This is a genomic window from Allorhizobium sp. Av2 (assembly GCF_021462805.2).
GTDB lineage: Bacteria > Pseudomonadota > Alphaproteobacteria > Rhizobiales > Rhizobiaceae > Allorhizobium > Allorhizobium vitis_G.
In genome coordinates this window covers 2154688-2179826 of record NZ_CP192696.1, presented here as the reverse complement: position 1 = coordinate 2179826, position 25139 = coordinate 2154688, and the positions used below count along the sequence as shown (strand labels likewise).

The following is a 25139-nucleotide window of genomic DNA, read 5'->3' as shown; positions in this document are numbered from 1 at the left end:
TTTATTGAAAACGCATCTTCACTCGAGACAGGGAGGCACGCATGACCGATATCCACTGGATGCGCCACCCCGCTGCACGAATTCTCCGGCAGCGCTGAGCCCTCTCGACTTTTCCTTAACCTGTCGAAACGCCATCGCCTGAACTGTGCTCTTGCCCGAACTACGCTCTTGCAAGAGGCGATGTCTTTCTCAATCCCATGGCTGATTTCGCCTGAACCTTTGCGGTCAGGCGGTCATGCCGCCAATCTGCTGGCCCTTTCGCGGTTGGCCGCCGTTTACCGATTGAGCTTGCCATATCCCGGTTGCTTTGCCGCGATACGGGCTATATCGGTCCGGCAAGCTGATGGAGACTGAAGATGTTTACCTGGTTCGAACGCCAACTCAATCCCTATCCGGCCGAGCAACCCAGCCTGCCGCCCAAGGGTCTGTTCCGCTTCATCTGGCATTATACCAGGCCCGCTGCCGGCTGGCTGGCGCTGATGGCCGTGCTGGTGATGCTGATTGCGGTGGGCGAGGTGATGCTCTTCCAGTTTCTCGGCGATATCGTCACCTGGCTCTCCCATGCCAACCGCGATACGTTCCTGCAAACCGAAGGCTGGCGGCTGGTGGGCATGGGCGCCTTGGTCCTGGTGTTTCTGCCGGGCATTGCCACGATCAATTCGCTGATCGTGCATCAGACGCTGCTGGGCAATTTCCCGATGATCGCCCGCTGGCAGATGCATCGCTTCCTGCTCAACCATTCCATGACGTTTTTCGCCAATGAGTTTTCAGGCCGGGTCTCGACCAAGGTCATGCAGACCGCATTGGCGGTGCGCGAAACCGTGGTCAAGGTGCTGGACGTTTTCGTCTATGTCATCACCTATTTCATCTCGATGCTGGTGGTGATCGCCTCCGCCGATCTGCGCCTGCTGGTACCGATGCTGGTCTGGCTCGGCATCTATATCTCGATCGTCACCTATTACGTGCCAAGGCTGCGCAAGATTGCAGCGCTCCAGGCCGATACCCGCTCGACCATGACAGGGCGGATCGTCGATAGTTATACCAATATCGCTACGGTCAAGCTGTTCTCCCATACCAGGCGGGAGGAGGACTATGCCAAGGGCGCGATGGACGAATTCCTGCAATCCGTGCATGCGCAGATGCGCAAGGTGACGCTGTTCCAGGTTCTGGTCTATCTCAACAATTGCACTGTGATTTTCATGATCGGCACGCTGTCGATCTGGCTGTGGCTGACGGCCTCCATCCAGGTCGGCGCCATCGCCATTGCCATCGGGCTTGCCATGCGGGTCAACAGCATGTCGCAATGGGTGATGTGGGAAGTGTCGGCGCTGTTTGAAAATATCGGTACCGTCTATGACGGCATGGAGATGATGACCAAGCCCCATGACATTACCGACAAGCCCGATGCCAAGCCGCTGACCGTGCCGAAGGGTGAGATCGTCTATGACAAGGTTCGTTTCCACTATGGAAAGACGCGCGGCGTGATCGACGATTTTTCGCTGACCATAAAGGCTGGCGAAAAGGTCGGGCTGGTTGGCCGCTCCGGGGCTGGCAAGACGACGCTGATGAACCTGCTGCTGCGGTTCTACGATGTCGAAAAGGGCCACGTCACCATCGACGGGCAGGATATCGGGTCGGTGACCCAAGATAGCCTGCGCGGCCAGATCGGCGTCGTCACGCAGGATACCTCGCTGCTGCACCGGTCGATCCGCGACAATATCGCCTATGGCCGCCCGGACGCCAGCGATGCCGAAGTGGTCGAGGCGGCAAAACGCGCCAATGCCTGGGACTTTATCGAGCACCTCGTCGATATGCAGGGCCGGGTTGGATTGGATGCGCAGGTGGGTGAACGCGGTGTGAAACTGTCCGGCGGCCAGCGCCAGCGGATTGCCATCGCCCGTGTCTTCCTGAAAAACGCGCCGATCTTGGTGCTGGACGAGGCGACCTCGGCGCTTGACTCTGAGGTAGAGGCCGCCATTCAGGAGAGCCTGTTTGCCCTGATGGAGGGCAAGACGGTGATCGCCATCGCCCATCGCCTCTCGACCTTGACCGAAATGGACCGTCTGGTGGTGCTGGACAAAGGCCGGATCATCGAGACCGGCACCCATCATCAGCTTGCCAGCCAGAGCGGCGTCTATGCCGATCTATGGAACCGCCAGTCGGGTGGGTTTTTGGGGGATGAGGCCAACGAAGTGCAGGAAACGGCGGCGGAGTGATCCGCCGCCATTGTTTGCTGGCGCACGCTCCCGTTTTCGTCGTCATGCTCGGCCTTGTGTCGAGCATCTGATACCATTGCTGTCTTGAATGAAGGTGATGGCATGGATCTGGCGGCAGATCCTGGTTGAAAAGCTATACGGGCCTATAACGGCTTTCGGAAGAAGACGACGCGCTGTGTCTCCTCAAAGCCCAAAGCGGTATGGAGCGCATGGCTGGCTGAATTATCAAGCGGCGCGTCAGAACCAAATTCAACACATCCAAGCGACTTCCCCCAATTGGCAACGGCATTGCAAAGCAATCCTGCAATCCCTTGTCGCCTGTCAGCGGGCCGGACGTAAATCCCTTCGAGGAATAGAACGGGCGAACTGCTGCATCCATTCACATAATCATGTCGCAAGCTGGCCTCAGCAAAGCCGACAGCTTCATTCGCGGTGTTTCGGGCAATAAACGCGATGGCTTTTCCACTTTGCGAGAGAAACGTTCCGACCAATTCAGCGCGATGATCTTCAAGTGTGTGATGCGGCCAGAGCGCGGTACGAAGCTGCGCCCACGGCTCAACATCTTTTATCGTCCCAATCTCAACAATCAACTTCATATTGGGGGTCCCTTCAGGGCGCTTTCGGCTCGACGTACAGGTGTCACGGCAACCAGGGTGTTACCATCCTGATCACGCAAATATAACCGGCCAATCGACATCAGCACCTTTGTCCCGGTCCGCAATAGCCCTAGTTTGCGAGAGAACCGACTCGTCCCGTTCGGCTCTATCGAGGTTCCGCCCTATGCTGATTGCTGCCATTGTCCGCCTTTTCGAACGCTGGGTCGATCCCTTTACCGAGCGTGCGGATCTTTGCCCACCGCGCGGCACCACGGCTTTCGTCTGGTTTTACGTGCGCCAAGCCAAGTGGGCATTTTTTGCCATGGCGATATTTGGTGGCGCGGTGGCGGTCATGGAAGCCAGCATGTTCTGGTTTGTCGGGCGGCTGGTGGATCTGATCGATACCGTCCCCAAAGCGGCAGGCTGGCAGGGGCTGCTCGGTGCGCATGGGCTTGAACTGCTGGGCATTGCCGCCGTTGTCGTCTTCGTGCGATTTGCGGTGATCACGCTGAGCGCGCTGGTCGAAGAACAGGTCGTGGTGCTGAATTTCCTCAATCTGGTGCGCTGGCAAAGCCATGTGCATGTCGCGCGCCAATCGCTGAACTTCTTCCATAATGATTTTGCCGGGCGGATTGCCACCAAGGTCTGGGCGGGCGGGCAGGCAACGGGCGATCTCCTGACGTCGCTGTTGCAAGTCGCCTGGTTCATGGTGATCTATACAATTTCCACCATGGCGCTTTTGGCGCAACTGGACTGGGTGCTGGCGGCGATCATCGCCGTCTGGGTGCTGGTTTTCGCGGTGCTGGCCCGCTATTTCGTACCGCGCATCCGCCGCCATGCCCGTGACACAGCCGAGGCAGGCTCGGCACTGACCGGCAGGCTGGTCGATAGCTATGCGAATATCCAGACCCTGAAATTGTTTGCCCGCGAGCGGCAGAACGACCATTACATCCGGGCCGGGTTCGAGCGGTTCCAGGCGGCGCAAGCGCCCTTTACCCGGCTGATCACCGGGGTGCGCGCCTCGCTGGCGCTGCTGTCGGGCGGCATGATCCTGATGATTGCCGCCGTCTGCATCGACCGCTGGTTTTCAGGGGCGATGACGGCGGGTGGCATGGCGTTTACCCTTGGCCTCGTGCTGCGCCTCAGCATGCTCCTGAACCGGATGATGACCCAGTTGAACGGCATGATGCGCAATATCGGCACGATCCAGAACGCCGCCGAGATGATTTCCCAGCCCATCGGCCTGAAGGACCGGCCCGATGCCAAAGTGCTCGCTGTCACCGGTCCGGAAATCCGCTTTGACAATGTGTCTTTCCATTATGGCAAGCAGAAGGGGGCCATCGATCATCTGTCGCTGACCATCAAGCCCGGCGAGAAAGTCGGCATTGTCGGGCGCTCCGGGGCTGGCAAGACCACGCTGGTCAACCTTCTGCTGCGGTTCTACGATGTCGAGGGCGGCGCTATCCGCATCGACGGTCAGGATCTGCGCGAGGTGACGCAGGAAAGCCTGCGGGGCAAGATCGGCATGGTCACCCAGGATACAGCCCTGCTGCACCGCTCGATCCGTGACAACATCCTGTTTGGCCGCGATGAGGCGAGCGAAGAGCAGTTGCGTGCTGCCGCCGATCAGGCCGAGGCGCTGGGCTTTATCGAAAAACTGGTCGATCAGCGCGGCCGCACCGGCTTTGACGTCCATGTCGGCGAACGCGGCGTGAAACTTTCCGGCGGCCAGCGCCAGCGGATCGCCATCGCTCGGGTGATGCTGAAGGACGCCCCGATCCTGGTGCTGGACGAGGCGACCTCGGCGCTCGATTCGGAAGTGGAAGCCGCCATCCAGTCCAATCTGGAACAGCTGATGACCGGCAAAACCGTGCTCGCCATCGCCCACCGCCTCTCCACCATCGCCAGCCTCGACCGCCTCGTGGTGATCGACCAGGGTCGGATCATCGAAGAGGGCAGCCATGACGAACTGGTGGAGCGGGGCGGGCTCTACGCCGAGCTTTGGGCGCGCCAATCGGGGGGATTTATTGGCGGTGAGGAGAGAGGCGAGCCTGAGCGCTCAATGCTTGGCGTCCCTCCTTGATCTCGGGCGATAGCAACATGTAAAACTTGACGGTGGGTTGCCAGGCAATTAGAAAACTTCTTGTCGTCTGCGCAAGATGAGGAATTGTAGATGTTGGAGCTTGTGATCATCCGCTGATTGTCTCGATTGATCGAGACATCTGGCCGCATCGGCATTCAGGACACGCGCTGTCTTGGATTGCCATGCCGTATGGATGCTTTTCTCAGGTTCTCATCATGAATATTTCTCGTATTGAGCAGCGCGTTCTTCACGTGCTGGCCCAAGGTGGTGCTGTCCACTATCAACGCGCTGGCAATGGGCGCATTACCGACATCATCTGCTTTACCCGTGACGGTCACGTGTTGACCGACTGTACCTTGGAGATTTTCTCCAAACTCCGGCGCAAGCGTCTCATCGAATCCAGAGCCTCCAGTCCCTATCGGATTTCCGAGAAGGGTCGTCGCTCCGTTCGATCACAACTCGACAATCGATAGGGGGTAAAGCGATGGAACTGACATTTCGTCTGGAAGCAGCGTGCGATGTGCAGAGGATAGACCGGATCACGCAAGAAGCTTTCAAGTCCAATCGCTACAGCAGCGGAACCGAAGCGGCGATTATTAACGCCCTTCGTGCGGCGGACGCTTTGGCCGTTTCGCTGGTTGCTGTGGCCGATCGGGGTGTGGTCGGTCATCTGGCATTTTCCTCTGTCACGATCGACGGAGTTCATTCTGGTTGGTTCGGCCTCGGTCCGGTCTCAGTCCTACCGGATCGACAGGGGCAGGGGATCGGAAGCGGACTAATTGAAAATGGGCTTTCGCGGCTGAAACGATGGGGAGCAAAGGGATGTGTCGTTCTAGGTGCGCCTAGCCTTTACCGTCGCTTCGGTTTCGAGCACTACAAGGCGCTGGTTCTGCCGGGGGCTGCTCCCGAGCATTTCCTTGCCTTGTCACTTGATGGATCGGTGACGTCGGGGATCGTCGCCTATCATGAAGGTTTTTCCGCCTCCTCTTGAAAACAAAGGCGGCTCCGGCATCCGGGGCCGCTTTCCTTCGACTTCACCCCTTCGGCAGCAGCAGATCGGTGATCAGTCCATAATGGTTGGAGCCGAAATTCGAGGGAATGCGTGACAGCTTCGCCGCCATCAGCGGGCTGCGGATGTAGATATGGTCAATTGGCACGCCGAAGGCGCCGCCGATGATGGGCCAGGTGGCGGGCTCGAACCCGGTCGTGGTCATGCCGGTGATTTTCAGCAGTTTCTGCATGTCGGGTGCCAGCGTCGAGGCGTTGAAATCACCGGCCAGCAGGAGAGGGCCATCGATGCCGCTCAAGACATCGCCCAGCTCTCCCAGTTCCTCCATGTGATAGCCGTCGAAATAGGGCTTGCTCAAATGCGCGGCGGCCAGATGCAAGGCGGTGCCGCCGACTTGGATTTTCGCCATGGCGAACCGATCGCGCCTGAGATCGCTGAGATTGCCGACATAGATCATATCAAGCGGATATTTCGAGAGGATCATCAGGTCGCAGGTCGGCGTGTGCTCGCCGCAGCCGATCCGATAAGGGTAGGTCTTCACCAGCCGGTCGAGATGCAGGGAAACGGGGGCCGCCTCCATCACATAGGCGACGTCAGCACCCGATTCGAGAATGTAATCGGTAATCGCGCCGCCGTTTTCCAGGTTATCGCCCAGCACGTTGAAGGACAGGACCCTGAAAGGCTGCATGCGCGCCAGATCGACCCGGGGTGTTGGCGGCAGGGTGGCCCAGATCATCCAGACGGCATGACCGGCGATGAACAGTGTGGCGGCCAGAAGGGTCATGGTGAACAGGCCGGGGCGCAGCGCCAGGCAGAACAGCGCCATGAGCAACATGGCCTGCCCGGCGTGCAGCTGGAGGCTATAGATCACCCCCGCGCCCCAGAAACTGGTCGTGTAACGCAGGGCAAAGACGCCAAGGGCAAGCACGAGCAGGGTTGCCATGATGTGCAGCAGCATCGATTTCATCTTCTTGCCTTTTGCGGGATTGCAGTGTCATGCAGCCTATAGGGTGTCGACTGCGTTTCTATAACACTTTCTATTTGTTGCATGATTTTATCTTTAAGCCGGTTCCGGTTGTCGTCCCATGCTTCCAGCACCGCGCATACGGCCTGTCAGATGGCACGGAACCTGATTTCCGAAAAGACAATATCCGGCAATCAAGCTTGCACCCTTGGGCTTCATAACGAGACTGCCAAAATCCCGAGGTCAACTCACAACGATTACACATGCGGATCACGAAAATTTTGCAGCGCAACAGTCACTTGCGCATTGCACAAGTCTTGACTTTTTTCAAATCAGGTTCGCAGCCAAAAGCGTGAAAAACCGGGCTCTTCTCGTGTCCTGGCTCTTGATAAAGCGCAAATCCCTGCAATTGCAGGGGAATTTTTATCCCTGGTTTTCCTAAAGTTTTCCGCGACATGTTGCCTCTGATGCGGTTGAACACTGGACAGATTTCACCAGCGCGCATAGAAATTGACTTGGAGGCGGAGAATCCATGGCGATTTTGTGGCGTCATGGATGCCGTCAGGGGGACCGCTGCCGTAGGACCTGCTCGTTGAACGGGTATTACGGTGGATGAAAAGTGATCGAGCGTCCTTTGCGGGTGAGAGTGACCCATGGCGCTCCAACGGTTTGTCGCAGGCGATGCGAAGAGGATGGTTTGACCGTGAGCGAACACAATACACAGACTGAAACTGCGGGCGGAGGCATGGGCGCGGGCGAGCCGACGCGCCGCGACTTCCTTTATCTCGCCACCGGCATGGCGGGCGCAGTTGGCGTTGCGGCTGTGGCCTGGCCCTTTATCGACCAGATGCGGCCCGATGCCTCGACCCTGGCTTTGGCCTCTATCGAGGTAGATGTCTCGGCGCTTCAGCCGGGCATGTCACTGACGGTCAAATGGCGCGGCAAGCCGGTCTTCATCCGCAACCGCACCGACAAGGAAGTGGAAGAGGCCAAGGGCGTGCCGATTGCCCAGCTGAAGGACCCGGTGGCGCGCAACGCCAATGCCGGCGACGACGCCCAGGCGACCGATCTTGCCCGCTCGGCGGGGCAGGGCAAGGAAAACTGGATCGTGATGATCGGCTCCTGCACCCATCTCGGCTGCGTACCGCTTGGTCAGGCCGGGGAATATGGCGGGTGGTTCTGTCCCTGTCATGGCTCGGTCTACGATACGGCTGGCCGTATCCGCAAAGGCCCGGCGCCGGAAAACCTGCATATTCCAAATTATGGGTTCGTATCCAATACCGTGATCAAGATCGGCTGAGGGGGAGAGATTGATGAGTGGGCATTCCAGTTACCAGCCTTCGAGCGGGCTGACACGGTGGATCGATCAGCGGCTACCCTTGCCGCGCTTGGTCTATGATAGTTTCATTGCTTTTCCCGTACCGCGCAATCTGAACTACGCCTATACATTCGGTGCCATGCTGGCCGTGATGCTGATCGTGCAGATCCTGACCGGCGTCGTGCTGGCCATGCATTATACCGCTGATACCACTGTTGCTTTCAACTCCGTCGAAAAGATCATGCGCGACGTCAACCATGGTTGGCTGCTGCGCTATATGCATGCCAATGGCGCGTCCTTCTTCTTTATCGCCGTCTACCTGCATATCGCCCGCGGTCTTTACTATGGGTCCTACAAGGCGCCCCGCGAAATCCTCTGGATTCTCGGTGTTGTGATCTTCCTGCTGATGATGGCGACTGCCTTCATGGGCTACGTTCTGCCCTGGGGCCAGATGTCCTTCTGGGGTGCAACCGTTATCACCGGCTTCTTCTCGGCCTTTCCTTATGTGGGCGAGTGGATACAGACCTTCCTGCTTGGTGGCTTCGCCGTCGATCAGCCAACGCTGAACCGCTTCTTCTCGCTGCATTACCTGCTGCCCTTCATGATCGCAGGCGTGGTTATCCTGCATATCTGGGCACTGCATGTCACCGGGCAGACCAATCCTACCGGGGTTGAGGTGAAGTCAAAGACCGACACGGTGCCGTTCACGCCCTATGCGACGCTGAAGGACGCCTTCGGCGTGTCGATCTTCCTGATCGCCTATGCCTGGTTCATCTTCTACATGCCGAACTTCCTCGGCCATCCCGACAACTACATCATGGCCGATCCGTTGAAGACCCCGGCACATATCGTGCCTGAATGGTATTTCCTGCCGTTCTACGCCATGCTGCGCGCCATCACCTTCAACGTGCTGTTCATCGATTCCAAGCTGGGTGGCGTGTTGGTGATGTTCGGGGCGATCATCGTCTTGTTCTTCCTGCCCTGGCTGGATACGTCCAAGGTGCGTTCCGCCGTGTACCGTCCCTGGTACAAGCTGTTCTTCTGGATCTTTGTCGCCGATTGCATTTTGCTGGGTTGGCTCGGTTCACGTCAGCCGACGGATACATTCACCACCATGGCGCAGTTCGGGACGCTGTATTACTTCGGCTTTTTCCTGGTGATCATGCCGCTGCTCGGTCTGCTGGAAACGCCAAGGCGCGTGCCGAACTCCATTACCGAGGCTGTTCTGGCCAAAGCCGGCAAAACCGAAGCGCATGTCTGAGACAGGCAGGGAGAGGATAAACTCAATGAAGAAGCTTGCCACAAGCCTCCTGTCGCTGGCATTCGCCACCGGTCTCGGCTTTTCCGCAGCGCTTGCGCAGGAACATGCGGAAGGCGAAACGCCCCATTACCCCATTCATAAGCCAGCCCCGGTGGAATGGAGTTTTTCCGGGCCTTTCGGTAAATATGACAAGGGACAATTGCAGCGCGGACTGAAGATTTACAAGGAAGTCTGTTCCGCCTGCCATTCCATGAACCTGGTTTCCTTCCGCACGCTGGAAGGCCTTGGCTATTCGGAAGCGCAGGTGAAGACCTTTGCCGCCGAATACGAAGTGCAGGACGGGCCGAACGCATCCGGCGAAATGTATGCCCGCAAGGCCGTGCCTTCGGATCATTTCCCGTCGCCCTTCCCCAACCATGAAGCCGCCGCTGCTGCCAATAATGGCGCCGCACCACCGGACATGTCGTTGCTGGCCAAGGCACGCGGCATCGAGCGTGGTTTCCCGACCTTCATCTTTGATATCTTCACGCAATATCAGGAGGGCGGGCCGGATTATATCCACGCGCTGCTGACCGGCTATCAGGACCCGCCGGCTGGCGTGACGGTGGCCGAAGGCACCCATTATAACCCGTATTTCTCTGCCGCCTCGGCCCTTGCCATGGCTCCGCCGCTCAGCGAGGGGCAGGTGACTTATGACGATGGCGCGCCGCAGACCGTCGATCAATATGCCAAGGACGTCTCGGCTTTCCTGATGTGGGCTGCCGAGCCGCATCTGGAGGAACGCAAGCGCACTGGCTTCATGGTCATGGTTTTCTTGCTGATTTTCTCCGGCCTGGTCTACCTGACCAAAAAATCGGTCTATGCCAACAAGGGGCATTGATTGACCCTTGGGGTGACGCAATTTCGAAAAGGCGGCTTTCGGGCCGCCTTTTTCGTCTTTCGTTTCACCCAAATACCATAAGACACGCCGCGGCGATGGCTGTGGGATGGCAGAACATATTCCCTCTGGACAGAGCCTTAAATTGATTCCGATTTAAGATTTTATGCAGTAGGGTCCGGCGCAACTAGAAATTCCGTCAGCCGGGCAGACCATGACACAGATTTCCCAGGAACTTTCCGCCGCTATCCGCTCCATTCCGGATTATCCCAAGCCCGGCATCGTGTTTCGCGATATCACCACGCTGCTCGGCAATCCACGCGCTTTTCGCCGCGCCGTCGATGAACTAGTGCAACCCTATGCCGGGTTGAAGATCGACAAGATCGCTGGCATGGAAGCACGCGGCTTCATTCTGGGCGGAGCGGTGGCGCATCAGCTGTCTGCCGGTTTCGTGCCGATCCGCAAGAAAGGCAAGCTGCCGCACACAACGGTGCGTATCGCCTATAGCCTGGAATATGGCGTGGACGAGATGGAAATGCACGTCGATGCCGTCCAACCCGGCGAAAAGGTCATTCTGGTCGACGACCTGATCGCCACCGGCGGCACCGCCGTCGGCGCAGTGCAGCTACTGCGTCAGATCGGCGCCGACGTCGTCTCCGCCTGCTTCGTCATCGACCTGCCGGATCTCGGCGGCCGCAAGAAGCTGGAAGCGCTAGGTGTTGAAGTGCGCACGCTGGTGGAATTTTCCGGGCATTGATCTTTATTGAACCGAAACGACGGATGCCGCGATGGATCACGATCTTCTAGCTCATTTGCCGCTGCGCAAAAGGCGGGAGCTGGATCGTGTTCTGAAAATTCTCTTCGAGGAATTCGATGAGGCGCAGAAGGGTCGGCTTTCGGCCAAGAACAAGGGCGGCCAGATTCTCAAGGTCCTCCTGTTCGGCTCCTACGCGCGTGGCAACTGGGTCGAGGACCATGCCAGCGGCTACTACTCGGATTACGATATACTGGTCGTGGTCAACACGGAGACCTTTGCCGACGAGGATGAATTTTGGCGCGCCGCCCATGACCGCATCATCCGCGAAGAGCAGGTCACCAAGCGCCTGAAAACCCCGGTAAATTTCATCGTCCATTCGCTTCATGACGTGAACGACAAGCTGGCCCAGGGACTGCCGTTTTTCGTCGATGTTATCAGCGATGGCATTCCTCTTTACGAGGTGGCGGGCTATGGCTTTGCCGAGCCGAAGCCGATCACTGCCGAAGAGAGACAAGCGCGAGCGCAAGCCTATTTCGATGACTGGTTTCCGAGCGCTGTCTATAATGTGACACTGGCGGGCTATGCCAGTAAGGACATGCAACTCAAACAGGCGGCTTTCAACCTCCATCAGGCCACGGAACGCTTTTATCACTGCGTCCTGCTGGTTTTCACTCTCTATAGCCCACCGCTTCATAGCCTTCGGAAGCTCAGGCCCTTGGCTGAGAGCTATGACGTCCGTCTTCGAGACGTCTGGCCGCCGAAAAACCGCTTGGCACGTCGTTGTTTTGACCGGCTGCATCGCGCTTATGTCGAGGCTCGCTATTCCACCCAATACAAGGTGACCTCTGAAGAGCTTGACTGGCTGTTCGATGCGGTCACACGATTGCAGACGGCTGTAGAGGTGGTTTGCCGTGAAAGACTGGCCGCTGCCGAATAGCCCGGCGTTGTTTGTTCGCTTCGTGTCAGCGCTCGGCCAGCGCCAGTCTGACGCTCATCAACAGGAATGCGGCAGAAAATCCTTTGTAGAGCGTTTTGACCGTTCTTGGCTTTGAGAGGATATGCTTGCGCAATCCGCTTGCCATCCATCCATAGAGGGCGAAGACGATGAATGTCATCGCCATGAACAGGCCCGAGCAGAGGACGAATTGCCTGATGGCCTGCGGGGCCTTGCCATCAACGAATTGCGGCAGGAAGGCCAGGAAAAACAGCGAGAGTTTCGGGTTCAGCAGGTTGATCAGCACGGCCTTGCCGATGATTCGCAAGGCATTGTACGGCTGGCTTTGCTCCTGGCTCATCTCGATTTCGCCGCCGCGCCAGAGGCTGGCTGCCATATAGAGCAAATAGACGACACCGCCGATTTTGACCGCTTGGAAGAGGGTTTCATTTGCGGCCAGTATCGCTGCCAGGCCAAAACTGGCTGCTGCCATATGCGGAAGAATGCCGAGCGTGCAGCCGAAGGCGGCAATGGTTGCGGCTCGCCATCCGCCGGACAGTGCGACAGTCAGAGTGTAAAGCGCTCCGGTTCCGGGTGTTGCGACGATGATGAGGGATGTCAGGTAAAAATCGAGAGGCATGATGAGCGACCGCGCTGTGTTGATCCTTGCGCCATTTGGTCACCACTTGCCCGTCCGGTCTTGAATGGAATTGCAGGTTCCTCTCAGGCCCGAAAAGCCGCAGGTGTGAGGCCATATCGGCGTTTGAATTCTCGCGTCATATGGCTCTGGTCGGCATAGCCGCAGGTAGCGGCGATGTCGGCAAGGCTGCTCTTACCCAATAGAATCAGGCGGCGGGCCCGGTTGGCGCGCTGCTGCAGAATATAGGCATGGGGCGTCAGCCCGGTCATGGCCTGGAAAGCCCGCAGCGTTTGGAACCGGCTGGCATTTGCGACAGTGGCCAAGTCCTGGAGGGATGGATTTGCCGCCGGGTCGTCACAGATCATCTGCCTGACCCGCCCCATGGTCGGATCGTTCTTCGGCCGCACTGCGTTGCTTCGCCAAGAGATCAGTGGCGCCAGCAGGTCAATCAGGGTCTCGTCTTGGGCCAGGGCTGCCGCTGACCCTTTGCCTTCGCGCATGGCTTGAAAGGCACGGTAGTACCGGGTCGCCCAATCCGGCTTGTCGAAGACCGGTCTTTCGAATTCAACCTGTCCGGTCTCGCCTAGATCCGTCTGCATGTCGTTGAGAAACGCCGGCTCCATATAGAGCATCAGCCAATGTCGGCCGTGGTCATCGAGTGGCGCGCCGTCATGCACCTCTCCGGGATTGACGGTGATGATGTTGCCGGGCTCAGCCGTCACCTGGCCCCGGCCAGAGGCCGATATCTGCCCGCCATTGACGAGCAGCCCGATGCCGAACTCGTCGTGGGTGTGTCGAGAAAATCTGTGTTTACTTTGGGCGCAAACGGCGCGAAGCCGTGGGTCTCTGGGCCGGAATGACTGAAAGTCCTGCATCCGGCCCATCGCCCTTAACCCTTTACCGCCTTGGCAATATCATCGGCAATTTCTTCCGGTTTGGTGATCGGCGCATAGCGGGCAATCGGTGTGCCGTCGCGTCCAACAAGAAATTTGGTGAAATTCCATTTGATCGCTTCGGTGCCGAGAATGCCGCGGACTTCGTGGGTCAGGTATTTGTAAAGCGGGTGGGCCTCGTTGCCTTTGACATCAATCTTGGCAAACATCGGGAAGCTGACCTTGAAATTCAGGTCGCAGAAGCTGGCAATTTCGGCTTCCGATCCGGGTTCCTGGCCGCCGAACTGGTTGCAGGGAAAGCCGATGATGACGAGATCGTCCTGAAAACGCTTTTGCAGGGTCTCCAGGCCTTCATATTGCGGGGTAAACCCGCATTTGCTGGCGGTGTTGACGATCAGGAGCAGTTTTCCGGCAAATTCAGCGAGCTTACGCTCCCGGCCGGTAATATCCTTGGCTGAAAAGTCATGAACGTTCATTGTCATTCTCCTGTTCAAGCACGGTGCTGACGAAATGCAGCACCGGCTCGCCCTTCTGGTTCATACCCTCGGCAACGCTGGCGTGGAGGTGCCAACCGGGACGCGATCTGAGCGCACGGCTGTTTTGTGCCGTCAGGCTATAGGTAATGTCGTCTCCGGCATAGACCGGTTTCAGCCACTTCAGGTCGGTAAAGCCGGGCGAGGGGCCAAGTCGCGGCGGTGTCACGCCTTCGGCAATGGCTTTGGCGTTGGCTTCGCCCATGAAATCGAGAAAGGTGCGCATCCAGACCGAACAGGTGTGCCAACCGGAAGCGCAGAGACCGCCGAAGACGTAGGACTTCGCCGCTTCCGCATCGACATGGAAGGGTTGCGGATCGAATTTTGTGGCAAAGCGGATAATGTCCTCGGCGTTGAAATGGCGGGTGCCGAGCACGACTTTTTGCTCGAAGGGAAACAGGTCGACCATTCTCATGCCACGTCTCCTGCCGGTTGGCGCTGGCGCATCATGGCCGCATTGCGGGCGACGATGACGGTTTCGCCCTTCTGGTTGACCAGTTCATGGCGGCTGGTGATGACACCGATTCCCGGGCGCGAGCGCAATGGCCGGGCCTCTTCAACCAGGGAAAAGCCGCTCAGGGTATCACCCGCCAGGACAGGCGTTTTCCACTGCACGAAGTCTATGCCCGGCGCTCCCTCGGAATAGGAGCGCAGGATATAGCTGTCGATCATCATCCGCATTAAAAGCCCGCAGGTATGCCAGCCGGAGGCCGCCAAGCCGCCGAGAATGCTGGCCTCACCGGCTGCCGCATCGAGATGCATCGGCTGCGGATCGAACTCTGTGGCAAACTCTATAATGTCGTTTAAATCCACCGTAACGGGGCCAAGCGGTAGGCGTGTACCAACCGGAAAATCTTCAAAATATAATTTGTCTGTCTGCATAATATCCTCTCTGGGCGTATCCGAACCCTAATAACACAGATACAAGAATTACGGTGCCGGAGGCGTGCCTGGAGCGGGGTCTGGAGCGGCACCCGGAATACTGAAAGCATTGCCGTTGACCTTGATCTGGCCGGTACGATCCGTCTCCACGTGCCAAAGCAGTTGGCCATCCTCCTGTGTCTTGGCAAAGCCTTTCGCCATCAGCAGGAAAAATGCTGTCTGGCCAAGCTCTGGCGTTTGCTTGGCATTGGCCTGGAGATAGGCAATGGTCTTGTCGAAATCGCGTGCTGTTACTGTTACGTCGACCAGCGGTTTGTCGTTGCCGGTCAGGGCAAACGTAGTTTTGCCGGTAACCGTGACGTCATAGAGCGAAGATGTCAGACGGGTGCCGTCATAGGCAATGGTGGCGATGCCATCGGGAAAGAAGCGGCGGCTGATTTCGCTCTTTTGCGGCGGTGTCAGCGGCTGGGCGGGATCGTAATCGACATTGTCCATCAGGTAATTGATGCCATCTGCCGCGTTGACGGTGGGCACCTTCACCTTGATCGTCGTGGTCTGCGGAATGAGCGGCACATAGGCCGCTGGCACCAGGCCCGCTACCATCCGCGGCTCGACGAGATCAAGGCCGAAGCCGAATCTGGCGCCATTGCTGATGCCGTCGATCATGGTCTCTATGCCGAAACGCTTGGCGGTGAACGGCCCTTGCGGGGTCTCGACCTGCATGTCGTGATAGACCACGGTCTGGGACATAGTCTTGAAAAGCGGGAAATTCGAGCGGAACAGCTGGATCAAGAGGTTCTTGTCAGCCTCATCCATTGGCGGCTTGTTCCAGTTCCTGACCAGGATAGGGATCATTTTCTGGAGCGGCCCGTAGGCAAGGCCCTCAATCTTGACGGAGCTTTCGCCTGAGCCGACGCGGACACCGACAGGGTCCGCTTTCGGACCCTTTATGGTTTCGACGAGGTTGGTATAGGAACCGGTGCTGGCAATCGTGATCGTATTATCACCGTCCTTCGTCCCTTGAACTGTGGAATTGACTGCGTCCAGGCGTATGTCCGTCGAGCTGTCGCCCGTCTGCAATCGCAGCCGCATGTCCTCGGCCTTGTAGGTGCCGGATTGTAGATAGGTGATGGTTGGATCGTAGATGCCCGTCATGCTGTAGGAATCAACCGAAAAGAGAAAGTTGGACTTGGGGCCTTTCTCCTTGGTCTGCCCTTTGACATCGATCCCGCCTGCCTGGTCGATTTGCCACAGGCCACCGTCCAGCGGCCGAATGAGGGAAACGACCGGGCTGATGCCCACGGCCTTGGTGAATTTGATCGCCTCGATGCCGAAGAGCGCAATGGTATTGACCCGGACCTCATAGGCGCTCTTGCGCGCCCGCACCGTCATAGCGCTCGCATCCTTGACCATGCCGTCCGGCAGGGCGGACAGGAGCTGCTGCTTGAGGTCCTTGGCGCCCTTCGGGGTAACATCGGCGGCATTGGCTTGTGCGTCGATCAGCACGGCGGATAGAAGCAAGATAGGCACGGATATCAAACGCATGGTCACTCCCCTCGTTGCAGGAGGCGGCAACCCACACCGCTCCAACAGGTTGATATTGCCCAGTTGGCCACCGTTTTAAAGGGCAAAATAAAAGCGGGATGCTTTTGGAAGAGCATCCCGCTTATGATTGACAGTTCGACCGTCGCAAATATGGATCAGGTGTTGAAGCGGAAGTGGATGACGTCGCCGTCATTCACGACATATTCCTTGCCTTCGTCACGGCCCTTGCCAGCTTCCTTGGCGCCGACTTCGCCCTTGTAGGTGATGTAATCGTCATAGGCGATGGTGAAGGCGCGGATGAAGCCGCGTTCGAAATCGGTATGGATCACGCCTGCGGCGGCGGGCGCCTTGGTGCCGCGCGGAATGGTCCAGGCACGGGTTTCCTTGGGGCCGACGGTGAAATAGGTGATCAGGTCGAGCAGGTGATAGCCAGCGCGGATCAGCCGGTCGAGACCTGCTTCTTCCAGCCCGAGCGCCGACAGAAATTCGGCAGCTTCCTCGTCAGGCAATTGCGCTACTTCGGCTTCGATGGCCGCCGAAATGATTACGGTTTCCGCCCCTTGTGCCTTGGCCATTTCCTCGACGGCTTTGGTATGGGCATTGCCACCCACCGCATCGGCTTCGGCGACATTGCAGACATAAAGGACCGGATGGGAGGTCAGCAGGTTCAGGCTTTTCAGCACCTCGCGTTCTTCGGCATCAAGGCTTGCCAACAGCAGGCGGGCGGGTTTGCCTTCCTGCAAAAGCTTCAGCGCGCCATCCATAACAGGCAGCAGCGTCATCGATTCCTTGTCCTTGGAGGCGGCGCGCTTGCGGGTCTGCTCGGTGCGGCGCTCCAGGCTTTCCAGATCGGCCAACATCAGCTCGGTTTCGATGGTTTCGGCATCGCCCACCGGATCGATCCGGCCTTCGACATGGGTGATGTCGTCATCTTCGAAACAGCGCAGTACATGCACGACGGCATCGACTTCGCGGATATTGGCGAGGAACTTGTTGCCGAGGCCTTCACCCTTGGAAGCGCCACGCACCAGACCGGCAATATCCACGAAGGAAATGCGGGTCGGGATGATTTCCTTGGAACCGGCAACGGTTGCCAGCGTCTGCATGCGCGGATCGGGTACGGCCACTTCGCCGGTATTCGGCTCGATGGTGCAGAAAGGATAGTTGGCCGCCTGGGCTGCCGCCGTCCTGGTCAGCGCGTTGAAAAGGGTGGACTTGCCGACATTCGGCAGTCCCACGATACCGCATTTGAAGCCCATGGGTGTTTTCCGTGCTCAGTAAAGGTTTTGTTGCCTTGCCTATGGGGGAATGGAACGGCCCGGTCAAGGCTTTGCCGCTTCTTGGCGCCAATTGCTTGAAGCCGGGAGCAGTTCGCATTATGGTAACGCGAGCGTGTGCCGATGGGAGTTGCCAATGCCTCAAAAAGTCATTGTCGGGCAGCCAAAGGTGAAAACCAGGCCAAAGCTGGAGCAGCCCAGGCTCTACAAGGTCATCCTGACCAATGATGATTACACCCCGCGCGAATTCGTGACCATCGTGCTGAAAGCCGTGTTCCGGATGAGCGAGGAAACCGGCAACCGGGTGATGATGACCGCTCACCGTTTTGGCTCGGCGGTGGTGGTGGTCTGCACCCGCGACATCGCCGAGACCAAATCCACCGAGGCCAATGATCTCGCCAAGGAAGCAGGGTTTCCGCTGCTGTTTACCATTGAGCCGGAAGAATAGGCATCACGTACGGCGGATCTGATAGCCGGTCTTGTTCTGGAGAAAGCCGCAGGAACCATAGAAGCGGTGGATGGCCTCGTCCGTTCGGCCTGTGAGCAGCATGGCTTTGTAGCAGCCTGCCTGCCAGGCGGTGTCAATGGCGTGAAGCACCACCGCCTTGCCATAGCCCTGGCCGCGATGGCTGATGGCGCTGGCAACGTTTTCAATCAGGGCATAAGGTCTTCCGCCGCGGGTGAGGTTGGGAATGACGACAAGAGAGGTGGTCGCGACGGGTATTTCCTTATCGAGCGCCAAAAAAATTGTCAGGCCGGGATGGGCGAGAATTGCAGCGTATTTTTCGAGCACGAGATCGGGCTGCAACAGATCGTCATCACTGTTCAATTCCTGATACAGCGACAGCAGGCTTTCCAAATCGTCTGGCCGGGCGGCGCGAATCTCGATGGCTGACTTGCTCATCTCAATCCTTCTTCGGCCCAAACATCTTCTTCAACATCTCGGCCATCGGCCCGGTTTCCGGCAGCTTTTTCGGCTGTATGCCGTTGCGGGCCTGATGAATGTGGGATTTCGCGGGCTTTGCAGGCTTGGGCTTTTCCTCGTCCGCCTTGGCTCCGGTGGCGAGCGCTAGTTTGTTCATCAACTGGCTGTCTTCGCCGCGCACCAGCATGTCGGCGTTTTCGGCCAGCGTCTCCAGCAGCGGATCGAGCCATTCTGCGTCGAGCTTGCCGAAATCGCCCAGCACATGGCCGTGCACATGGGATTTATCGCCGGGATGCCCGATGCCCAGCCGCAGGCGGCGATAGTTCAGGCCGCAATGGGCATCGAGCGATTTGATGCCGTTATGGCCGCCATGGCCGCCGCCCAGCTTGATGCGGGCCTTGCCGGGGAGAAGATCCAGCTCGTCATAGATCGCTACCAGCTGTTCCGGTCCAAGCTTGTAGAAGCGCAACGCCTCCCCGACCGATTCGCCTGATAGGTTCATGAAGGTCTGCGGCTTGATCAGCAGCACTTTTTCGCCCGCCAGCGTGCCGTCGGCAATCTCGGCCTTGAATTTCTTCGACCAGGGCGAAAAGCCGTGACGGCGGTGGATGGCGTCGAGTGCCATGAAGCCGATATTGTGGCGGTTGCCGGCATATTGGGAGCCGGGATTGCCAAGCCCTGCAAGAACGATCATCGCATTTTCCACGAACGGTATTTCGGTTGGTCTTCACCACCGCGAAACGGCCGCCATGTCAACCCGGTTGCTAACGCTATCGAGGCTGCAACAGGCCATATTGCAGGGAAATCCTGGCTTGCGTGCCGTCAGCGATCAGGCGATCAAGCGCTTTCTGCATTTGCGCCACGAGCGTATCGGGCATGTCCTTGTTGCAGGCAATGGCGAATTTCTGCTCGGTCAGCACGAATTGCTGTTCCAGCGGATGCCCTTCCTCCACCAGCTTGTGATAGAATTTTTCCGAGACCGGCATAAGGTCGATCCGGCCGCTTTCCAGCTTCTTGATGGTCAGGTCCAGGTTGGCGGCGAGGTCTATCCTTGGAAAACCCTGCCGTTCCAGAAGGGCCTGAGTGTAGTCGTCGCGCTGGGTGCCGACAATATACTTGCGGGCCTCCTCGACATTGCGCACCTGAATGCCAGATTGCTTGCTGCTCATGATGATATTGCGGTCGATGGCCAGCGGCTCGACCCATTTGAAGCGGCCTTCGCGCTCAGGGATATGGGCCGCGGTAAACACGCAGGTCATCGTCTCGGTTTCGGCCATCGCGATGGCACGAGCCCAGGGCATCATCTCTATGGTGTAGGGGATCGATAGTTCCTTCATGATCAAGACGACCTGCTCGTAGCCGACGCCCTTGTCCACCCCGTTTTCCCTAAAATTATAAGGTGGGTAATCTTCAGTGGTAAAGACGATGCTGTTTTGTGCCATGGCCACGGCGGACATGAACACCAAGGCGGAAAGCACAGCAAGGCGGAATGCACTTCTTCGACAGCCCATTTTCGGCCTCCTCACGTTGCGTTTGGTTGTGCTTGCCCTGCTGAAATTACGGTATTTTTTTCCATCCTACCCCGTTGTCCGCTGTCCAATCCTTGCAATGGGGGTGGCTTTTGGCAGCGTCGTATTGGCCCCGAAACGGGCTTGCAGATCTTCAAAGGACAATGGCCGATCGAACAGATAGCCCTGGCCGTAATCCACACCGATCGCCTGTAGCGCTCGCCATTGTTCGTTGGTCTCGATGCCCTCGGCCACTACGGTGCATTTCATCTTGTGCGAGATCGCGGCAATGCCTTCGATCAACATGCGGCTGCGTTCGCGCAGGTCCGGGGTATCGCCGGTCATGGAGCGGATGAAGGACTGGTCGATCTTGATGATATTGACCGGGAAGCGGCTGAGATAGCTGAGCGAGGAATATCCGGTGCCGAAATCATCCAGCGCGATGCGGCAACCAAAATCGCCAATCTTTTGGAGGACGGTCTGGATGTGCGGGCTGTCGTGCAGCAACGTCGCTTCGGTGATCTCGATGATGATCCGCGATGGGTCAATGTTGAAAAGATGCACGGCGCTGGCCAACCAGACCAGCAGGCTGGCATCGATCTGCGTTGGTGAGACATTCAGCGCCAGATACGAGGTGGTGTCGCCACTGAGGGCGGAAAGCCTGGTGAAGTGATCGAGAGCCTTGTCGAAAACCTGCTTGCCGATATCGTGAATGGTGCCGGTTTCCTCGGCAAGACTGATGATTTCGGTCGGCGCCATGATGCCGTGGACGGGGTGGCGCAGGCGCATCAGGGCCTCGTAGCCGACCGTCTTGCCGCTTTGCAGGTCGATGATTGGTTGCAAGAAAGCATCGAGCCAGTCGTTGCTCAATGCCTGCTCGATCATCTGCTCGATCTCGGCGCGACGGCGGGTGGTATTGCCAATGCTGTCGTCAAAGATCTGGAAACCGTTCTTTCCGTCGCGCTTGCGATTATACATGGCCATGTCGGCCTTTTGCAGCAGTTCTGTCGCTGTCTCGGCGTGTTGCGGATACAGCGCGATGCCGATGCTGGCGCTCAGCCTCGTGGCGGTGCCCTTGACGATGAAGGGGGTTTCGAAAATCCCGCAAATATCGTTGGCCACGCCGCGGGCGGCTGTTTCGCAATCGTTGGCACGCAGCAGGATGGCGAATTCGTCGCCGCCAATGCGGGCGGCCACCGAGTTTTCCGGCAGGAGGTGGACGATCATGTCCACCAGAATTTTCAGGGTCGTGTCGCCGGCATGATGGCCGAGATTGTCATTGATCCATTTGAACCGGTCGAGATCGACGAACAGGCAGGCAAGGGAACCGCCCTGGCGGTCGGTTGCCTCGATCTGCACATCCAGTTCGTTCTCGAAGCCTTGGCGGTTGAGAAGCCCGGTCAGATGATCGGTCATCGCCTGGCGCCGGTTGCGTGCCTCCGATTGCTTGAGGGCGGTGATGTCAGTCATGACGCTCAGCGAAAGGTTGGACTGGGCCATCGGTGTGGCATTGCCGGATTCGACGACCAGCACATCCATGATCCGTCCGTCGGCGCAGACGAATTTGGTGGTATATTGCTGTTGCAGGCCGGTTTCGTTATCCCGCTTGACTTGCCGGTAGGCTTGACGGGCCTCGATTGTGATCAGGCTTTCAAAATTGAGACCAATGATATCTTCGCGGTGATAGCCTGTCACTGATGTCCAGTAGTCGCTGATGCCGGTAATCCGGTCATCGGCATCGACGGAAAACAGCATGGCGGGCGTGGCATGGTAGATGTCGGTTGCCAGCCGGTGCGCCTGTTTCAGATCGATTTCTTCCTGCTGAAGCTTGGATTGCATGGCGTTGAAGCTTTGCGCCAACCGTCCCATTTCGTCATTGGAATGCCAGTCGACCGAACGTCGCGAACCCAGACGTCGCGTGGCTTCGATGGCGGCGGTCAGCTGTGTCAGCGGCTTCATCACCATCATCCGGTTGCCGACGATGGCGGCCAGAATCACCACCAGCATGGACAGAATGAAGATGGCGATAAACACGCCTTCGGTCCGGCGAATGCTGGCAAACAGGCCATGCTTTTGAAAGGAAAGCGTAATGGTACCAACGGTTTTTGGTCCGTCCTGATGCTGGTAGATGATGGTTTGCGACAGGGAGGAAAATGTCTTTGCCGGCGCAAATGTTTGAGGCATGTCAATGCGGATATTGCCGGTCGGGTCGGAAACCTCGACCCTGATGACCTCGCCACCGGAGACCAGCGCTGCACTGATCTGGCGTACACTCTCAGCATCGAAATCCCAAAGTGGCTTGGCGAGTGCCTGGGCATTGGCAGCCAGCAGCACGGCAATGCTATTTTGCTGGTCGGTTTCGGCGCGCTGCGACGACAGCCAGAGAAACAGCAGAAACAGCGGCACCACGCAAACGAACACTGTTCCAGCCACCAGCGCAAGGAAACGCTGTTCCACGGACCGGGTCATGGATCGCATCCGACGATGTACAATTTCAAATAGCAACCAATAGATGTAATATTATACATTTTTCCATCGTATTTGGTGAGCGTGCTGGAAAATGAATAGGGATGAAACAATACACCCCCACAGCCCCTTGTTCTTCTCTTATTTTGGAGAAGGATTCCACGCGAGACGTTAACGATGACTGAAGTCGTAAAGAAGATTTGCACCTTTACGCAAAGTTATTTGCGGCTTTCGTGCAAAGCTGCCCATTCCTGACAAGAAGGGCAGGGTGCGACAGGCTGGCGCTACAGCTATTGCCTTAAAGCTTGATCACCAACCGGATCGGACGGCATGAAAAAACCCGCCCGGTAAGGGGCGGGTTCATCGAACACTCTAACCGAGTGGGTCGATTATTCTTCGGTAGCTTCTTCTTCGTCGGCAACGTCAACGTCAGGAGCGACGAGGGTTGCGATCGTGAAGTCGCGGTCGGTGATGACAGGGGTCACACCAGCAGGCAGCTTGACGGCAGAAATATGCACGCTGTCGCCGATCTTCAGGCCAGCCAGGTCGAAGGTGAGGGCTTCCGGAATGTTGTTGGCCGGAACCTGCAACTCGACGTCGTGGCGTACGATGTTGAGGACAGCGCCGGTCTTGACGGCGGACTTGTCTTCATTGACGAAACGGACAGGCACGGCAACCGTGACCTGGCTGTTTGCCGAAACGCGCAGGAAGTCGATATGCATGGTGAAGTCGCGGACCGGATCCAGCTGGTAGTCCTTTGGCAGGACGCGGATCTTTTCGCCGTTGACTTCAATGGTTGCCACCGTGGTCATGAAACCGCCAGCGTGGATACGCTTGGTGACTTCATTGGTGTTCAGGGTAATGGCAATGGGAGCCTGCTTGTCACCATAGATGACAGCGGGAATGAGACCGTTGCGGCGAAGTTCACGGGAGGACCCCTTACCAACCCGTTCGCGCGTTTCGGCCTTGAGCTCGTAAGATGCGTGGCTCATGGCATTTCCTTTCGATGTTACTGGAGAGTTTCAGCCGGTTTTGTCTTTGAAATTCCGGATTGAAACTGGAAACGGTGCCGGTTTTTAAATCTGCCGCATCGTTTCACTCCAACCGTTCAGGATTGAAGGAAACATATAGCAGCCGTCACAATTTCATCCGCATTGCCTCCAAGGGTGTCTGCGCGGACGGGGGCGCTATAGTATGAAAGTGCCGTGGATGCAAGCTTTCTCGGGCTTTTTTCGAGCATGGGATGGAACGGGGCCACCGGTTTTTGCGGCAAGGCGCGTCAATCCTGTCGATTGCCATCCTGCTCGCAAAGGTTCATGATAGTCCAGAGAGATGTGAATTTGCTTTGGGAGGAGCATATGAGCGTCGGTTACAAACATGCCGATACGGTCTATTCGACAGCATTGCAGGGATCGAAGGCGGCCAGTTCACCGATTGCCGCTTCCTGGCGGCGTTGCCTCGATGTCCATGGGCTGGACCCTGAACAGGCAGGCACCCCAAGGATCTTGGAGGAAACGGCCTTCCGCGAAGCGCGCCAACGCATGGACCACCTGATCGCCGCCAGCGCCGAGGAGATGGACCGGCTGTTTTCGACGGTCGGGCGCTCCGGTTGCTGCCTGGTGCTGGCCGATAGCCATGGCGTGGTGCTGGAACGGCGTAGCGCGGCTGGCGACGACCGGGATTTCCACAGGCTTGGGCTCTGGCAGCAGACGGAATGGAGCGAGGCCAGTGTCGGCACCAATGGCATCGGCACGGCGCTGGCTGACGAGCGCCCGGTCATCATCCACCGCGACCAGCATTTTCTCTCTGCCAATATCGCACTGAGTTGCACCACGGCGCCAATCCGCGACCATCGCGGTCAGATTGCCGCCGCGCTCGACATTTCCACCTGCCGCCATGATGTAACGGATCTGTCGATGACCATTCTCGCCCAGGCGGTGCGCGATGCCGCGCTGCGTGTTGAGGTCAACCTGTTTCGCATGGCCTTTGCAGGCGCGAGGATCGTCATGATCCCCACGGTCGCCAATCCCACGGCACTTTTGGCCGTAGATGGTGACGATCTGGTGCTGGGGGCGACGCGGGCGGCGCGGCTGGCGTTGCAGATCGACGATCAGGCCATTGCCGCTGGCCTGCCTGCCACCGATGCCCTGAAGGAAAAGCGCGGGGAAGAGGGGGACGACCTCTATGATGCGGAACGGGCTGCACTGCGCCGGGTCCTGTCGCGCACCAAAGGCAATGTCTCCCAGGCAGCGCAATTGCTGGGCATTAGCCGCGCAACCCTGCATCGCAAGATGAAGCGTTTCAATATTCACTAATGCACGTAGCAGTGTCGCAGCGATGCGACACTGTGCGTTGCGGCATTGCGAAGCGTGGCTGGTATCTGGCCTTAGCGGGGTGCATCTTCCCTCTACGGTTCTGGGAGTTTGTCAGGGAAAAGTGGAGGACCGGTTTTCCC

At 57.9% G+C, this 25139-nt stretch carries 26 protein-coding genes; 11 read left to right on the top strand and 15 right to left on the bottom strand.

Translation table 11 applies throughout. The features are described 5' to 3' along the window. Nucleotides 1-356 precede the first annotated feature (356 nt). Nucleotides 357-2216 (top strand): ABC transporter ATP-binding protein, encoded by a 1860-nt coding sequence (locus FS819_RS10430; protein ID WP_156546615.1) that lies wholly within the window; start codon nt 357-359, stop codon nt 2214-2216. A gap of 143 nt (nt 2217-2359) precedes the next feature. Here FS819_RS10430 and aac(6') read toward each other — a convergent pair whose 3' ends face one another. Further along, entirely contained in the window at nt 2360-2812 is a 453-nt protein-coding gene (gene aac(6') / locus FS819_RS10425; protein WP_156546614.1) for an aminoglycoside 6'-N-acetyltransferase, read from the bottom strand. 184 nt (nt 2813-2996) lie between these two features. On the opposite strand from aac(6'), the gene FS819_RS10420 reads away from it, so the two are divergent. From FS819_RS10420 to FS819_RS10410, 3 genes are all read left to right on the top strand, one after another. Further along, nucleotides 2997-4895 carry an ABC transporter ATP-binding protein gene (locus tag FS819_RS10420; protein ID WP_156546613.1) on the top strand — a complete coding sequence of 633 codons (1899 nt, stop codon included), beginning with the start codon at nt 2997-2999 and terminating at the stop codon, nt 4893-4895. A 215-nt stretch (nt 4896-5110) separates the two neighbouring features. After that, the gene (locus FS819_RS10415) at nt 5111-5368 is read left to right on the top strand and encodes a YjhX family toxin (protein ID WP_081341691.1); all 258 of its coding nucleotides are present in this window, start codon (nt 5111-5113) and stop codon (nt 5366-5368) included. A gap of 17 nt (nt 5369-5385) precedes the next feature. Continuing rightward, complete coding sequence (locus tag FS819_RS10410; protein ID WP_197434020.1) at nt 5386-5886, top strand: GNAT family N-acetyltransferase; 501 nt, start codon at nt 5386-5388, stop codon at nt 5884-5886. Nucleotides 5887-5929: 43 nt separating this feature from the next. Here FS819_RS10410 and FS819_RS10405 read toward each other — a convergent pair whose 3' ends face one another. Together FS819_RS10405 and FS819_RS10400 are read right to left on the bottom strand one after the other, a co-directional pair. Beyond that, complete coding sequence (locus tag FS819_RS10405) at nt 5930-6871, bottom strand: endonuclease/exonuclease/phosphatase family protein (protein WP_156546611.1); 942 nt, start codon at nt 6869-6871, stop codon at nt 5930-5932. Between the two features lie 292 nt (nt 6872-7163). After that, nucleotides 7164-7421, bottom strand: coding sequence for a hypothetical protein (locus FS819_RS10400; RefSeq protein ID WP_139191467.1), 258 nt, complete (start codon nt 7419-7421; stop codon nt 7164-7166). 150 nt (nt 7422-7571) lie between these two features. Between FS819_RS10400 and petA the strand changes: the two genes are divergently transcribed. The 5 genes from petA to FS819_RS10375 all read left to right on the top strand — a co-directional run bounded on the left by petA (nt 7572) and on the right by FS819_RS10375 (nt 12018). Continuing rightward, on the top strand, nt 7572-8168 hold the full coding sequence (gene petA / locus FS819_RS10395; RefSeq protein WP_070164203.1) for a ubiquinol-cytochrome c reductase iron-sulfur subunit: 597 nt from the start codon (nt 7572-7574) through the stop codon (nt 8166-8168). A gap of 13 nt (nt 8169-8181) precedes the next feature. Beyond that, on the top strand, nt 8182-9447 hold the full coding sequence (locus tag FS819_RS10390; RefSeq protein WP_070164183.1) for a cytochrome b: 1266 nt from the start codon (nt 8182-8184) through the stop codon (nt 9445-9447). A 25-nt stretch (nt 9448-9472) separates the two neighbouring features. Further along, nucleotides 9473-10327, top strand: a complete 855-nt coding sequence (locus tag FS819_RS10385; protein ID WP_156546609.1) for a cytochrome c1 — start codon at nt 9473-9475, stop codon at nt 10325-10327. A 211-nt stretch (nt 10328-10538) separates the two neighbouring features. Continuing rightward, on the top strand, nt 10539-11081 hold the full coding sequence (locus FS819_RS10380; protein ID WP_041696913.1) for an adenine phosphoribosyltransferase: 543 nt from the start codon (nt 10539-10541) through the stop codon (nt 11079-11081). A gap of 31 nt (nt 11082-11112) precedes the next feature. After that, the gene (locus FS819_RS10375; RefSeq protein ID WP_156546607.1) at nt 11113-12018 is read left to right on the top strand and encodes a HEPN domain-containing protein; all 906 of its coding nucleotides are present in this window, start codon (nt 11113-11115) and stop codon (nt 12016-12018) included. 25 nt (nt 12019-12043) lie between these two features. Here the strand turns inward: FS819_RS10375 and FS819_RS10370 are convergent, their stop codons facing one another. The 7 genes from FS819_RS10370 to ychF form a co-directional block, all read right to left on the bottom strand. Then, a complete protein-coding gene (locus FS819_RS10370; protein WP_156546605.1) occupies nt 12044-12655 on the bottom strand; it encodes a LysE family translocator in 612 nt (203 codons plus the stop codon). Between the two features lie 83 nt (nt 12656-12738). Then, nucleotides 12739-13530, bottom strand: coding sequence for a helix-turn-helix transcriptional regulator (locus tag FS819_RS10365; RefSeq protein WP_156546603.1), 792 nt, complete (start codon nt 13528-13530; stop codon nt 12739-12741). A 14-nt stretch (nt 13531-13544) separates the two neighbouring features. After that, nucleotides 13545-14024: a glutathione peroxidase gene (locus tag FS819_RS10360; protein WP_015916712.1), complete on the bottom strand. Its 480-nt coding sequence runs from the start codon at nt 14022-14024 to the stop codon at nt 13545-13547. Beyond that, nucleotides 14011-14496: a MaoC family dehydratase gene (locus tag FS819_RS10355; protein WP_156546601.1), complete on the bottom strand. Its 486-nt coding sequence runs from the start codon at nt 14494-14496 to the stop codon at nt 14011-14013. Before FS819_RS10355 ends, FS819_RS10360 begins: the two co-directional genes overlap by 14 nt. Next, the gene (locus FS819_RS10350) at nt 14493-14963 is read right to left on the bottom strand and encodes a MaoC family dehydratase (RefSeq protein ID WP_156546599.1); all 471 of its coding nucleotides are present in this window, start codon (nt 14961-14963) and stop codon (nt 14493-14495) included. The genes FS819_RS10355 and FS819_RS10350 overlap by 4 nt, the downstream gene beginning before the upstream one ends. Before the next feature lie 48 nt (nt 14964-15011). Beyond that, on the bottom strand, nt 15012-16508 hold the full coding sequence (locus FS819_RS10345; protein WP_156546597.1) for a hypothetical protein: 1497 nt from the start codon (nt 16506-16508) through the stop codon (nt 15012-15014). A 155-nt stretch (nt 16509-16663) separates the two neighbouring features. Beyond that, the gene (gene ychF, locus FS819_RS10340) at nt 16664-17767 is read right to left on the bottom strand and encodes a redox-regulated ATPase YchF (protein ID WP_070164190.1); all 1104 of its coding nucleotides are present in this window, start codon (nt 17765-17767) and stop codon (nt 16664-16666) included. Between the two features lie 154 nt (nt 17768-17921). Between ychF and clpS the strand changes: the two genes are divergently transcribed. Next, complete coding sequence (gene clpS, locus FS819_RS10335; protein WP_015916707.1) at nt 17922-18233, top strand: ATP-dependent Clp protease adapter ClpS; 312 nt, start codon at nt 17922-17924, stop codon at nt 18231-18233. Nucleotides 18234-18236: 3 nt separating this feature from the next. Here clpS and FS819_RS10330 read toward each other — a convergent pair whose 3' ends face one another. From FS819_RS10330 to FS819_RS10310, 5 genes are all read right to left on the bottom strand, one after another. Continuing rightward, nucleotides 18237-18689, bottom strand: a complete 453-nt coding sequence (locus tag FS819_RS10330) for a GNAT family N-acetyltransferase (RefSeq protein WP_156546595.1) — start codon at nt 18687-18689, stop codon at nt 18237-18239. A 1-nt stretch (nt 18690) separates the two neighbouring features. Next, nucleotides 18691-19404 carry an aminoacyl-tRNA hydrolase gene (gene pth, locus FS819_RS10325; RefSeq protein ID WP_156546594.1) on the bottom strand — a complete coding sequence of 238 codons (714 nt, stop codon included), beginning with the start codon at nt 19402-19404 and terminating at the stop codon, nt 18691-18693. A gap of 76 nt (nt 19405-19480) precedes the next feature. Beyond that, entirely contained in the window at nt 19481-20221 is a 741-nt protein-coding gene (locus FS819_RS10320) for a substrate-binding periplasmic protein (RefSeq protein ID WP_234624586.1), read from the bottom strand. 66 nt (nt 20222-20287) lie between these two features. Then, nucleotides 20288-22687: a putative bifunctional diguanylate cyclase/phosphodiesterase gene (locus tag FS819_RS10315; protein ID WP_156546592.1), complete on the bottom strand. Its 2400-nt coding sequence runs from the start codon at nt 22685-22687 to the stop codon at nt 20288-20290. Between the two features lie 386 nt (nt 22688-23073). Next, entirely contained in the window at nt 23074-23676 is a 603-nt protein-coding gene (locus tag FS819_RS10310) for a 50S ribosomal protein L25/general stress protein Ctc (protein WP_060719839.1), read from the bottom strand. A 366-nt stretch (nt 23677-24042) separates the two neighbouring features. On the opposite strand from FS819_RS10310, the gene FS819_RS10305 reads away from it, so the two are divergent. After that, nucleotides 24043-24999 carry a helix-turn-helix domain-containing protein gene (locus FS819_RS10305; RefSeq protein ID WP_060719838.1) on the top strand — a complete coding sequence of 319 codons (957 nt, stop codon included), beginning with the start codon at nt 24043-24045 and terminating at the stop codon, nt 24997-24999. Nucleotides 25000-25139: the final 140 nt, after the last annotated feature.